Source organism: Roseisalinus antarcticus (genome assembly GCF_900172355.1).
Lineage (GTDB): Bacteria > Pseudomonadota > Alphaproteobacteria > Rhodobacterales > Rhodobacteraceae > Oceanicola > Oceanicola antarcticus_A.
On record NZ_FWFZ01000003.1, the window covers coordinates 67,502 to 81,217 of the forward strand.

At 66.2% G+C, this 13,716-nt stretch carries 9 protein-coding genes; 6 read left to right on the forward strand and 3 right to left on the reverse strand.

What is annotated here, in order from left to right; translation table 11 throughout:
- Positions 1-11 precede the first annotated feature (11 nt).
- The gene (locus ROA7023_RS04175) at positions 12-794 is read left to right on the forward strand and encodes a Hint domain-containing protein (protein ID WP_085877761.1); all 783 of its coding nucleotides are present in this window, start codon (positions 12-14) and stop codon (positions 792-794) included.
- Between the two features lie 24 nt (positions 795-818).
- Here the strand turns inward: ROA7023_RS04175 and ROA7023_RS04180 are convergent, their stop codons facing one another.
- A complete protein-coding gene (locus ROA7023_RS04180; RefSeq protein WP_085877762.1) occupies positions 819-1,319 on the reverse strand; it encodes an Lrp/AsnC family transcriptional regulator in 501 nt (166 codons plus the stop codon).
- A 166-nt stretch (positions 1,320-1,485) separates the two neighbouring features.
- Between ROA7023_RS04180 and trxB the strand changes: the two genes are divergently transcribed.
- From trxB to ROA7023_RS04195, 3 genes are all read left to right on the forward strand, one after another.
- A complete protein-coding gene (gene trxB / locus ROA7023_RS04185) occupies positions 1,486-2,481 on the forward strand; it encodes a thioredoxin-disulfide reductase (protein WP_085877763.1) in 996 nt (331 codons plus the stop codon).
- Between the two features lie 274 nt (positions 2,482-2,755).
- Entirely contained in the window at positions 2,756-4,468 is a 1,713-nt protein-coding gene (locus tag ROA7023_RS04190; protein ID WP_370739199.1) for a bifunctional sulfate adenylyltransferase/adenylylsulfate kinase, read from the forward strand.
- A gap of 167 nt (positions 4,469-4,635) precedes the next feature.
- Positions 4,636-6,234: a mucin-associated surface protein gene (locus ROA7023_RS04195; protein WP_085877765.1), complete on the forward strand. Its 1,599-nt coding sequence runs from the start codon at positions 4,636-4,638 to the stop codon at positions 6,232-6,234.
- Between the two features lie 62 nt (positions 6,235-6,296).
- On the opposite strand, the gene ROA7023_RS04200 is transcribed toward ROA7023_RS04195, so the two are convergent.
- Both ROA7023_RS04200 and aspS read right to left on the reverse strand, forming a co-directional pair.
- On the reverse strand, positions 6,297-7,019 hold the full coding sequence (locus ROA7023_RS04200; protein WP_085877766.1) for a GNAT family N-acetyltransferase: 723 nt from the start codon (positions 7,017-7,019) through the stop codon (positions 6,297-6,299).
- Positions 7,016-8,794 (reverse strand): aspartate--tRNA ligase, encoded by a 1,779-nt coding sequence (gene aspS / locus ROA7023_RS04205; RefSeq protein ID WP_085877767.1) that lies wholly within the window; start codon positions 8,792-8,794, stop codon positions 7,016-7,018. Before aspS ends, ROA7023_RS04200 begins: the two co-directional genes overlap by 4 nt.
- Before the next feature lie 223 nt (positions 8,795-9,017).
- Here aspS and ROA7023_RS04210 point away from each other — a divergent pair, with 223 nt between their 5' ends.
- Positions 9,018-10,316 (forward strand): glycosyltransferase family 87 protein, encoded by a 1,299-nt coding sequence (locus ROA7023_RS04210; protein WP_085877768.1) that lies wholly within the window; start codon positions 9,018-9,020, stop codon positions 10,314-10,316.
- A gap of 55 nt (positions 10,317-10,371) precedes the next feature.
- Entirely contained in the window at positions 10,372-13,701 is a 3,330-nt protein-coding gene (gene carB, locus ROA7023_RS04215) for a carbamoyl-phosphate synthase large subunit (protein WP_085877769.1), read from the forward strand.
- Positions 13,702-13,716: the final 15 nt, after the last annotated feature.

A 13,716-nucleotide genomic window follows, 5' to 3' on the forward strand; every position in this document is an offset into this window, starting at 1 on the left:
AAGGTGATCGCATGACCATGACCCCTGCCCAAGCGCATCGGGCTTCCGGCACCGCCAGCTTTCGTGTGCAACGCGCCTCCTCGGCAGAGATACGGCCCGCCCGCACCCTTATGCGAAAATACGATGTCACCTGGCTCGACCAGGCCGGCAACATCCACGACCTGAGCCGCGCCGCCCCCGCCATAGCCGCCTTCGAGGACGCTTTCGCCGCCTTCGCCCGCGGCACCATCGTCTCGACGGAACACGGTCCCGTCGCGGTCGAGGATCTGCTGCCCGGCGACCGGATCAAGACGGTGGAGGCCGGTTTCCAGCCCCTGCTGTGGCGCGGTGCGACGACGCTGGTGCCCCGCGCGGCCGGCCAAGCGCCGCATATGGGGTCCCTGACCCGGATCGCGGCGGATGCGCTGGGGGTCGGGCGGCCGATGCCGGACCTCGTGCTGGGGCCCAAGGCGCGGACCTACCACCGGTCCCAGGCGGCCCAGCGCCTGACCCGCGCCGACGGCGCCTTCCTGCCGGTGCGCGACCTGATCGACGGCTGCAACGTGATCGAACTGACCCCCATGAGCCCGGTGCAGGTGTTCCACCTCGGGCTGGCGGGGCATCACCGGATCCTCGCCAACGGGGTGGAGCTTGAAAGCCACCACCCGGGCACGCTGCACGACCTGGCCCTGCGCGGAGAGACGCTGGAGCTCTACATGTCGCTGTTCCCGCACATGGGCGATTTCGCGTCCTTCGGCCCGGCCCGCTATGCCCGCCTGCGGATGTCGGATCTGGAGATGGTCGGCGTCGCCTGAGCGGCGCGACGCCGCGACGCGGCCCTAGGCCTGACGCGCCAGCCGCTCCTCGAGCACGTCGAAGGGCACGCCCGGCTCGCCCTTGCCCTGGCGGATCACCAGCGATGTCTTGACACTGGCCACGTTCGGCGCGGCGGTCAGATGCTCGGTCAGGAAGGTCTGGAAGGTGCGCAGGTCGGGCGCCACGCATTTGAGGATGAAGTCCACCTCGCCGTTCAGCATGTGGCATTCGCGCACGAGCGGCCAGCCGCGGCACCGCTCCTCGAAGGCGGACAGGTCGGATTCGGCCTGGCTCATCAAGCCGACCATGGCAAAGACCTGCACCTCGAAGCCAAGCTCTCGCGGGTCGACATCGGCGTGGTAGCCGCGGATGTAGCCCTGCTCCTCGAGCGTGCGGACCCGGCGGAGGCAGGGCGGCGCCGAAATGCCCACCCGCTTGGCCAGCTCCACATTGGTCATCCGTCCGTCGGCCTGAAGCTCGGACAGAATCATGCGATCAATCGCGTCTAGACGCGTGCCCGGCATCCGGACCTCCCTGATTTTCGGTTTCATACGCGAGGCGGCTGGCTGGCGCAATAATATTTCACCAGTGCGCAATTTTCTTGCAGTTTGAGGAGGTGCCGACACGGGGTTTCATCACGCTCGGACAATCCCTATATCCCAAGGCCTGTCACGTCGGAAGGGGTCCAGAATGTCCACGACTCGCCACACCAAAGTCCTCATCATCGGATCGGGCCCCGCGGGCTATACTGCGGCCGTCTACGCCAGCCGCGCGATGCTGGAGCCGCTGCTTGTCCAGGGGCTTGAACCCGGCGGGCAGCTGACCACCACCACCGAAGTCGAGAACTGGCCCGGCGACACCGAGGTGCAGGGCCCCGACCTGATGGTCCGGATGGAGGCCCATGCACGTGCCATGGGCACCGATATCGTCAGCGACATCATCACCTCGCTGGATCTGTCGCACCGGCCCTTCACCGCGCAAAGCGACAGCGGCACCGTCTACACCGCCGACGCGGTGATCCTGGCCACCGGGGCCCGGGCCAAGTGGCTGGGCCTGCCGACCGAGGACAAGTACAAGGGCTTCGGTGTCTCGGCCTGCGCGACCTGCGACGGCTTCTTCTACCGCAACCAGGAGATCGTGGTGATCGGGGGCGGCAACACGGCCGTGGAAGAGGCGCTGTTCCTGACCAACTTCGCCTCGAAGGTCACGCTGGTCCACCGCCGGGATGAGCTGCGCGCCGAGCGCATCCTGCAGGACCGCCTGATGAAGAACCCTAAGATCGAGCCGCTCTGGTTCCACCAGCTCGAGGAAGTCATGGGCGAGGACAGCCCCCTCGGCGTGACCGGCATCCGCGCGAAGAACGTCAAGACCGGCGAGATCAAGGAGATCCCGGCCAAGGGCGTCTTCATCGCCATCGGCCACGCCCCGGCGAACGAATTGGTTAAGGACCAGCTCGAAACGCACATGGGCGGCTACGTGGTGACCCAGCCCGATTCCACCGCGACCTCGATCCCGGGCGTCTTCGCCGCCGGCGACCTGACCGACCACAAGTATCGCCAGGCCGTCACATCGGCCGGGATGGGCTGCATGGCCGCGCTTGAGGCCGAGCGTTTCCTGGCCGGGGTGGGTGAGCACGAAGCGATCCCCGCCGACGTGGCGCAGGTCGTCTCCGCCGAGGCGGGCTGAGCCACTGCCCCGCCTTGCTCGGCGGGGCCACCGAGGCTTGTCTTGTTGCTGCGGCGCAACAAGCCCGCGGTAAGTTGACGTCAGGGCAGGAAGACCGCGCCGCGTCGGAAATGCTGCAAAGCAGCATTTTCCGAGGACTATGCGTCGGGCAGGTGCCCTGCACGGCCGCGCTAGCTGCCATGCGCCGTCAGATTTCCCGCTTATCCCGCTTGAAACCTTTCGCGATACAGGTCTAGGACCGCCGCAACAGCCATTGGACAGAGCGCGTATGAACATGCCCATTACAAACCTAGCCCCGATCCCCGAGCTCTATGTTTCCTACGAATCGTCGCAGAAGCTGAAGGTCGAGGCCGCTGACCTCACCTCCTGGGACATGACGCCGCGCCAGATCTGCGATCTGGAGCTTCTGATGAACGGCGGGTTCAACCCGCTCAAGGGCTTCCTGAACGAGGCCGATTACGACGGCGTCGTCGAGAACATGCGCATGGCCGACGGCACCCTCTGGCCGATGCCGATCACCCTCGACGTCTCCGAGAAATTCGCCGAAACCGTCGAGCTCGGCCAGGACATCGCCCTGCGCGACCAGGAAGGCGTGATCCTCGGGACCATGACCGTGACCGACAAGTGGGTGCCGAACAAGTCGCGCGAGGCCGAGAAGGTCTTTGGTGCCGACGACCAGGCCCACCCGGCGGTCTATTACCTGCACAACCAGGCAGGCTCGGTCTACCTCGGCGGCCCCGTCACCGGCATCCAGCAGCCGGTGCACTACGACTTCCGCGCCCGCCGCGACACCCCGAACGAGCTGCGCGCCTTTTTCCGCAAGATGGGCTGGCGCCGCGTCGTGGCCTTCCAGACCCGCAACCCGCTGCACCGCGCCCACCAGGAGCTGACGTTCCGCGCGGCAAAGGAAGCGCAGGCCAACCTGCTGATCCACCCGGTCGTGGGCCTGACCAAACCGGGCGACGTCGATCACTTCACCCGCGTGCGCTGCTACGAGGCGGTTCTGGACAAGTATCCGGCGTCGACCACCACCATGTCGCTGCTGAACCTGGCCATGCGCATGGCCGGCCCGCGCGAGGCCGTCTGGCACGGCCTGATCCGCGGCAACCACGGCTGCACGCACATGATCGTCGGCCGCGACCACGCCGGCCCCGGCAAGAACTCCGCGGGCGAGGATTTCTATGGCGCCTATGACGCGCAGGATCTCTATCGCACCTACCAGGACGAAATCGGCGTCGAGATGGTCGATTTCAAACATATGGTCTGGGTCCAGGAACGGGCCCAATACGAGCCCGCCGACGAGATCGAGGACCGCGACAACGTCACGATCCTCAACATCTCGGGCACCGAGCTGCGCCGCCGTCTGGCCGAGGGCCTGGAGATCCCCGAGTGGTTCTCCTTCCCCGAGGTGGTCAACGAGCTGCGCCGCACCCGGCCGCCGCGGGCCCAGCAGGGCTTTACCGTGTTCTTCACCGGCTTTTCCGGCTCCGGCAAGTCGACCATCGCGAACGCGGTCATGGTCAAGCTGATGGAGATGGGCGGCCGTCCGGTGACGCTCCTGGATGGTGACATCGTCCGCAAGAACCTCAGCTCCGAGCTGGGCTTCTCGAAGGAGCACCGCGACCTGAACATCCGCCGCATCGGCTATGTGGCTTCCGAGATCACCAAGAACGGCGGGATCGCGATCTGTGCGCCCATCGCGCCCTATGCCACGACCCGCCGGGCCGTGCGCGAGGACATCGAGGCTTTCGGCGCCTTCGTCGAGGTCCATGTCGCGACCTCCATCGAGGAGTGCGAAAAGCGCGACCGGAAGGGTCTCTACAAGCTGGCCCGCGCCGGCAAGATCAAGGAATTCACAGGGATTTCCGACCCCTACGATGTGCCCGAAAGCCCAGAGCTGCGGCTTGAAACCGAAAGCGTGGACGTCGACAATTGCGCCCACCAGGTCATCCTCAAGCTCGAAAGCATGGGTCTGATCGCGGGCTGACGTCCCGAAAATCGGCCAATGAACATTGCGCGGGCCGCTCCTCCATCGAGGGGCGGCCCGTTTTATGTGCGCAACATTGTCGCACCCAACCCAAGGTCACAGACAAGGATTTCTCGCGTTTCAGGGGACCGGCGTTACCCTCTCCCCGTTTTCATCGGAAGTTCGTCATGTCCTTTCGCTCTGCCTTCCTGTCCTCTCTGGCCATCGCGCTTGCGCCGGCTGTCGCGCTGGCTTGCACGCCTTACGCCCCGACCGGACTGCTGGTTTTTCCGGACTCGCCTTTCCTGCAGTCTTCGCCCGGCGGTTCGAGCTCGACCTTCAAGATCACGGTGCGCGATGTCTTTGGCGTTCCGATCCTGCGCACATCCTCCACCGGCCCGGAGATTTGCCGCGGGGCCGCCTGCATCGGCCAGGAGATCACCACGGATGTGATCTTCGTGGACGCCAAGTCCGCCTCGTTGCGCGACATGGACGGGACCATTGTTCTTGGCTGTTTCGATACCGCGAATCCCGGATCCGCGGGAAGTAGCCCGCCCGCGGGATCAGGAGGATCGACAGGTTCGGACGACGCAGGCGGTGCGGCGGAGCCCGAAGAGACCCCGGATACGGACGAAACGGACGACCCCACGGAAAGTGACCGAAACAGCTCAACCGGCGGGTCCGACAGTGACGAGGACAGCGGCCAAGAGGACGAAATCACGGCACCCGGCGACGATGCCGACCAGTTCGAATACGATACCGAGAGCGATGATCCCGCGCCCGAAAAGACAGCGGAAGAGCGGCGGAACGAGCGTCTGTTGCGTGAAGCACGGCAGGCGCGGGAGCGCCGGGTGCGCCTTGAGGTCGAGGCGCTCGAGAGATCCAGAAGCATTCGGCTGCTGACACCTGCCTTCCAGCGCGAGATTTATGGCATTGAACCGGTCGACGTCTTCTTTTCGCGCCCCACGCCGCCCGCACCGGACGCGGGTGATCTTGCCGGCGCCGGCAGCGTGCAGCGCAACGCGCCGGATTTCGACTTCGGCCTGACCGTCTCCACGCGAAACAGCCCCGGACAGGCGGGCGCCTCGCCGTTCGGAGCCGTTTTCCTTGTGCGTCACAGCAGCTATTCGGGCGATCTGGACGGCGGCGCCACGGACCTTGGTGTCGGCCTGGATTTCGGGCTTGGGGACAGCACCCGCGTCATGGTGGTCTACGAGCTTTCCAGCGCCAATCTCTACAGCGACGACGCCGACCTGCAGATATACGAGACCACCCCGGGGGTGAGCCTTTCGGTTGTCCACCAGCGGGAGAATATGCAGGTCTCGGGCTTCCTCAGATATGGCAGGCCCGACTACGAGATCGAGGGCGAGACGGCCCGCACCACCCGCCTGACGGCAGGGGCACAGGGCAGTGTCGAGTTCGCCCTGGGCGCCGCGCGGCTGACGGCCCTCTCATCGGTCGCCCTCGCGCGCGAAGACGGCTTTGTCATTGATCTGCCAAGCAGCCGCCATGATGCGCCGACCCTGGATCAGCGCAACGCAAGCGTCGGCGCACGGCTCGACCTGCCGGAGCTTGAGGGCGGGATCACGCCCTATGTCTCCGCCGAAGCTGTCTGGGTGCAGTCCGAAACAGAAAACGGGACGGTCGAAGACACGGGCCACAGGGCGGGCTTCGGCATGGTCGCGCAAGACGGTCCGATGTCCCTGAACCTTGACGTTTCACTCGGCGAGGTCTTTGAAGGGGTTTCGTCGGTCAGCGTGTCGATGGGCTATCTGATCCGGTTCTGACCTTCGGGATCCGCGGACGCCAAGGCCGTGCAGGCAAGAAGGAGGCATCCAAGCAGGCCCTCTCAGGCCGACCTTTCGCCCGGGGGATGGCGATACGACAATGCCGGGTCCCTCTGCACCAGGATCGACCCTGTAAGCGTCGCCAGGCTGGTGCGCTGGCGACCATCCGCGCCAAAATTGTCCGGGTTGAGCCAGGCCTCAAACGCGGCCTCCAGCGCCGGCCATTCACCGTCGATGGCCGCTAACCAGGCGGTGTCGCGATTGCGCCCCTTTACCACCGCGGCCTGGCGAAAGATCCCCTCGTAGGACAGGCCGAAGCGTTGGGCGGCCCGGCGCGAGCCCAGGTTGGCCGCGTCGCATTTCCATTCGAACCGGCGATAGCCCGCCTCGAACGCCCATTTCATCAGAAGATAGATCGCCTCGGTCGCCTCGACGGTGCGCTGCAGGCGGGGGGCGAAGGTGACCCAGCCCACCTCGATCGTGCCGGCCTGCGGCGTGATCCGCATCAGGCTGAGCGTGCCGCCCAGCCGCCCGTCGCGCATCCGCACGGCATAGTGCAGCGGGTCCGGCAGGATCCGCGCGGCCTCGACCCAGGCGGCATAGCCGGCCTCGGCCTCGAACGGGCCGACGGGCAGATAGCGCCACATCGCGCCCTGCGCGTCCTCGCGGTGGGCGGCGTCGAGGCCCGGGACATGGGCCGCCGTCAGCGGCTCCAACCGGGCGTGGCGTCCGGCCAGTGGCACCCGGGCGGGCCAGGGCGGCGGCGTCCAGCCTGCGATGGTCATTCCTCGGGCGGGAGCACGCGCAGGCGCAATTCGCGCAGCTGCTCGTTCGTGGGATCCGAGGGCGCCGCCATCATTAGGTCTTCGGCGCGCTGGTTCATCGGGAACATGATCACCTCGCGGATATTCTGTTCGTCCGCCAGCAACATTACCATCCGGTCGATCCCCGCCGCACAGCCACCGTGGGGCGGCGCGCCGTACTGGAACGCGTTGACCATGCCGCCGAACCGCTTGCGCACCTCGGCCTCGTCATAGCCCGCAAGCTCGAACGCCTTGATCATCACGTCCAGCTTGTGGTTCCGGATCGCGCCCGAAATCAGCTCGTAGCCGTTGCAGGCCAGGTCGTATTGATAGCCCAGAACCTCCAGCGGATCGCCCGACAGCGCCTCGAGCCCGCCCTGGGGCATCGAGAAGGGGTTGTGCGAGAAATCCACCGCGCCGGTTTCCTCGTCGGCCTCGTACATCGGGAAATCGACGATCCAGCAGAAGGCGAAGCGATCCTTGTCGGTGAGTTTCAGCTCCTCGCCGATGACGTCTCGCGCCTTGCCGGCGACCCGCTCGAAGGCGGCCGGCTTGCCGCCAAGGAAGAACGCCGCATCGCCCACGCCAAGGCCGAGCTGCTCTCGGATCGCCTCGGTGCGCTCGGGGCCGATGTTCTTGGCCAGCGGGCCGGCGGGTTCCATCCCGTCGGCACCATCGCGCCAGAAGATGTAGCCCATCCCCGGCAGGCCCTCCTTCTGGGCGAAGGCGTTCATCCGGTCGCAGAACTTGCGCGACCCGCCACCGGGGGCGGGGATCGCGCGAATTTCCGTGCCGTCCTGCTCCAGCAGCTTGGCGAAGATGGCAAAGCCCGAGCCGCGGAAATGATCCGAGACCACGTCCATCTTGATCGGATTGCGCAGGTCCGGCTTGTCGGTGCCGTACCATTTGGTTGCGTCCTTGTAGGAGATCTGCGGCCAGTCGGCATCGACCTTGCGGCCGCCGCCGAACTCTTCGAACAGGCCCTGAATCACCGGCTGGATCGTGTCGAACACGTCCTGCTGCTCGACGAAGGACATCTCCATGTCGAGCTGGTAGAAATCGGTGGGCGAGCGGTCGGCGCGGGGATCCTCGTCGCGGAAACAGGGCGCGATCTGGAAATACTTGTCGAAGCCCGACACCATGATCAGCTGCTTGAACTGCTGCGGCGCCTGGGGCAGCGCGTAGAACTTGCCCGGATGCAGGCGCGAGGGCACCAGGAAATCGCGAGCGCCTTCGGGCGACGATGCGGTGATGATCGGCGTCTGGTATTCGCGGAACTCCTGCGCCCACATCCGCTTGCGGATCGAGGCGACCACGTCCGAGCGCAGCTTCATGTTCTCCTGCATGACCTCGCGGCGCAGGTCGAGGTAGCGATAGCGCAGGCGCGTTTCCTCGGGGTATTCCTGATCGCCGAAGACAATCAGCGGCAATTCCTCGGCCTTGCCCAGAATTTCCAGCTCGCGGACATAGACCTCGATCTCGCCGGTGGGGATCTTGGGGTTCACAAGGCTTTCGTCCCGCGCCTTCACGCTGCCGTCGATGCGGATGCACCATTCGGAGCGGACCTTCTCAAGCTCGGCGAAGGCCGCCGAGTCGCCGTCGCACAGCACCTGGGTGACGCCGTAGTGGTCGCGCAGGTCGATGAAGAGGACGCCGCCGTGGTCGCGCACGCGGTGGACCCAGCCCGACAGGCGCACGGTATCGCCCACGTTGCTCTTGGTCAGATCGGCGCAGGTGTGGCTGCGAAAGGCGTGCATGGCGGGTCCTTTTCGGGGGCAATTCGGGTGTGCCGATTGACCCAATCCCCCGTTGGAAGTCAACCCGGAGAGCGGAAGACGCGGCGCCGACCTGCCCCTCTTGGCCTGCGTGCCCGGTCAAATCCGCGGCAACAATGGCTTTGCGCACGGGCCGCGCCGGGCTAGGCTGCGCCAAACGACGCGGAAAGCCGCGCAGAGCAGACAACAGCAGCAGCCCCCGCCCATGAAGCATCCCGCCTATTACACGGTCGTCGTCTTCGCAGCCTTCACCGCGGCGTCCTGGATAATGTTCGCCTCCGCGCCCTCGCCGGACCTGCGGGCGACCTGGATCGCAGGGCATTTCTTTTCGCTGGGGATGCAGGATCAGGTCTACGCCGGCAACACCGCCTATTTCACCATGCTGCCCAGCCAGAGCTGGCAGAGCTATCTCGACGGGATCGGTCACGACGGCGCGGCCTATCCCTTTGTCTATCCGCCGCTCTGGGCCGCGGTTGCCGCGTGGATCGTGCCCCATGTCCCGTTCGAGGCGGCCAAGGCGGTGGCGCAGATCGCCAATCCGCTGCTTATGGTCGGGATGGTCTGGCGCGCGTCGCGGATGGTGCGCGACAGCGATGTCTCGGTGCCGATGATGTGCCTCGTGGGCGCCGTGGCGTTGCTGCTGTCACTGCCGGGCGGCGCGGCGCTGGAACAGAACCAGCCGCAGATCCTGGTGAGTTTCCTGCTGGTGGCGGCCATCGAGCGTGCCCGGGCCGGCGCGCCGCTGACGGCCGGTGCGGCGCTGGCGCTCGCCGCCTCGATAAAGCTCTACCCCGCCCTGCTGGTGGTGGCCTGGATCGCCGGCGGCCGCTGGCGCGAAACCGGCGCCTTTGCCGTCGCGGGCGTGGCGCTTGGCGGCGCCTCGGTCTGGCTGGCCGGCTGGCCGATGCACGCGGCCTTCCTGGCCGAGATCGACACGATCCGGCAGTCGGTCATCATCACCTACTTCACCTACGGCATCGATCCGATCATCGCATACTGGTTCTTTCCGGACGACCTGCACCGCGTCACTGCGCTCGGGGGTGAGGGTGCGCGCAGCTATCTGGTGCTGCAGAAACCCGCGCTCTGGACCATGATCTCGTCGGTCGCACTGGTGACGATCCTCGCGCTCACGGCCTGGTGGTTCCGCACCCGCAGCCGCGACGGCGAACCGGCGGATGTGCTCGCCTGGCCCATCCTGCTGATCGCGCTGACCTTTGTCTCGCCGCTCGCCTGGGGCTACCACTACCTGCCCGCGCTGGCATTCCTGCCGCATCTGCTGGACCGCTTCGGTCTGCGCCACGGCCTGGTGATGATCCTGTTGGCAGTGGCGCCGCTGACATTGCAGGCGCTGGAGCTGGCGCTGCGGGCCCCGCCGGGGGCGAACCTGCCGGTGTTGATCGGCAGCTTCGCGATGCTGGGCCTTGCCGCGCTCTATGCGGTGTCGATCCGCCTGCGCGGTCACCAGCCAGAGCGCCCCTTGCACGCACCCCCTGTCTCTCTATAACCCCTGCAGATTTGCTCCGGGCAGGACGACTCGGAGGAACGACCAGGGGACGGGCATGCCAAAGAGAACCGATATCAAATCCATCATGATTATCGGGGCAGGGCCCATCGTCATCGGGCAGGCCTGCGAGTTCGATTATTCCGGGGCCCAGGCCTGCAAGGCCCTGCGCGAAGAGGGCTATCGGGTCATCCTCGTGAATTCGAACCCGGCGACGATCATGACCGACCCCGGGCTGGCCGACGCCACCTATATCGAGCCGATCACCCCCGAGGTCGTCGCCAAGATCATCGAGAAGGAGCGGCCCGACGCGCTGTTGCCGACCATGGGCGGGCAGACGGGGCTCAACACCTCGTTGGCGCTGGCGGACATGGGCGTGTTGGAAAAGTTCAACGTTCAACTGATCGGCGCCAATCGCCAGGCCATCGAAATGGCGGAAGATCGCAAGCTCTTCCGCGAGGCGATGGACAGGATCGGCCTCGAGAATCCCAAGGCGACCATCGTTTCGGCGCCGAAGAAGGCGAAGGGCTATGACCTGAACGCCGGCGTCGCCGAGGCGCTGGAGGCGCTTGAACACATCGGCCTGCCGGCGATCATCCGGCCCGCCTATACCCTCGGCGGGACCGGCGGCGGCGTGGCCTACAACCGCGAAGAATACATGCATTACTGCCGGACCGGGATGGATGCCTCTCCGGTCGGGCAGATCCTGGTGGACGAGTCCCTGCTGGGCTGGAAAGAATTCGAGATGGAGGTGGTGCGCGACCGCGCGGACAATTGCATCATCGTCTGCTCGATCGAGAACGTGGACCCCATGGGCGTCCATACCGGCGACAGCATCACGGTCGCCCCTGCCCTGACGCTGACCGACAAGGAATACCAGGAGATGCGCAACGGCTCCATCGCCGTGCTGCGCGAGATCGGGGTCGAGACCGGAGGGTCGAACGTCCAATGGGCGATCAACCCCGAGGACGGCCGCATGGTGGTGATCGAGATGAACCCGCGGGTGTCGCGGTCCTCGGCGCTCGCGTCCAAGGCGACCGGCTTTCCGATCGCCAAGATCGCGGCCAAGCTGGCGGTGGGCTATACGCTCGACGAGCTCGACAACGACATCACGAAAGTGACACCCGCCTCTTTCGAACCCACAATCGATTATGTGGTCACCAAGATCCCGAGGTTCGCTTTTGAAAAGTTTCCGGGTGCCAAGCCCGAGCTGACGACAGCGATGAAATCGGTCGGAGAGGCGATGGCCATCGGCCGGACCTTCCACGAGTCGATGCAGAAGGCGCTGACCTCGATGGAGACCGGCCTGAGCGGCTTCGACGAGATCGACATTCCCGGCGCACCGGACGTGGCCGCGATCACCAAGGCCCTGTCGCGGCAGACCCCGGACCGCATTCGCGTCATCGCGCAGGCCATGCGGCTGGGGCTGACCGATGACGCCATTCACGCGGTCACGATGTTCGACCCCTGGTTCCTGGCCCGCATCCGCGAAATCGTCGACGCCGAGGCTGGCATCCGCAAGGCCGGCCTGCCGGTCACCGAAGACGCCTTGCGCAAGCTCAAGATGATGGGCTTCACCGACGCGCGCCTCGCGACACTGACCGGGCGCGACGAGGACCAGGTGCGCCGGGCCCGTCTGCGCCTTGGCGTGACGGCCGTCTTCAAACGGATCGACACCTGCGCGGCAGAGTTCGAGGCCCAGACCCCCTACATGTACTCGACCTACGAGACCCCGGCGATGGGCGACGTGGAATGCGAGGCGCGCCCCTCGGCCGCCCGCAAGGTGGTGATCCTGGGCGGCGGACCGAACCGGATCGGCCAGGGGATCGAGTTCGACTATTGCTGCTGCCACGCCTGTTTCGCCCTGACCGAACAGGGCTACGAGACGATCATGGTCAATTGCAATCCCGAGACGGTCTCGACCGATTACGACACGTCCGACCGGCTCTATTTCGAGCCGCTGACCTTCGAGCACGTGATGGAGATTCTGCGGGTCGAGTTGGAAAATGGCAATTTGCGCGGGGTGATTGTCCAGTTCGGCGGCCAGACTCCGCTGAAATTGGCAAATGCGCTGCATGATGCCGGTATCCCGATCCTGGGCACGACCCCCGACGCCATCGATCTGGCCGAGGACCGCGAGCGGTTCCAGACCCTGGTCGACAAGCTGGGCCTGAAGCAGCCGCGCAACGGCATCGCCTCCACCCGCGAGCAGGCGTTGGCGATCGCCGAGGACATCGGCTTTCCGCTGGTGATCCGGCCGTCCTACGTGCTGGGCGGCCGCGCGATGGAGATCGTGCGCGACATGTCCCATCTCGAACGCTACATCCGCGAGGCCGTCGTCGTGTCGGGCAAGAGCCCGGTGCTGCTGGACAGCTATCTGTCGGGCGCGGTCGAAGTCGACGTCGATTGCCTCTCGGACGGCACCGACGTGCATGTGGCCGGCATCATGCAGCATATCGAAGAGGCCGGCGTGCACAGCGGCGACAGCGCCTGCTGCCTGCCGCCCCATACGCTCGCGCCCGACATCATTGCCGAAATCACCCGCCAGACCGGGGCCCTGGCCCGCGCCCTGCACGTGGTCGGGCTGATGAACGTGCAATTCGCTGTGAAGGACGGCGAGGTCTACCTGATCGAGGTCAACCCGCGGGCCTCGCGCACCGTGCCCTTCGTCGCCAAGGCCACCGACAGCGCCATCGCCTCGATCGCCGCGCGCCTGATGGCGGGAGAGCCGCTATCGAACTTTCCGCTGCGCCCCCCCTACCCCGAGGCAGAGGACCCGATGACCGTACTGCCGCTGGGCAATCCGTTCACCCTCGCCGATCCCAAGACGCCGTGGTTCTCGGTCAAGGAGGCCGTCCTGCCGTTCAACCGCTTCCCCGGCGTGGACACGATCCTGGGCCCCGAGATGCGCTCCACCGGCGAGGTCATGGGCTGGGCCCGCGATTTCGCCCGGGCCTTCCTCAAGGCGCAGATGGGCGCGGGCGTCGTCCTGCCCGAAACCGGGACGGTGTTCATCTCGATCCGCGACAGCGACAAGACGCAGGACATGCTCGAAGCCGCCCGGATCCTTGTCACCATGGGTTTCCGGATCATGGCCACCCGCGGCACCGCTAGCTGGCTGGAGGACCACGGGATCAGCGCCCAGGTCGTGAACAAGGCCTACGAGGGCGGGCTGACCATCGTGGACCGCCTGAAGGACGGCCATGTGGACCTGGTGTTCAACACGACGGAGGGCGCCGCGGCGGTGGAGGACAGCCGCTCCATGCGGGCCGTGACCCTGGCGGACAAGATCCCCTATTTCACCACCGCCGCGGGGGCCCATGCCGCGACCCTGGCCATGCGCGCCCGCGACGACGAGGAGATCCGCGTCCGCGCCCTGCAGGGCTAGGTCCCACCGTCACGC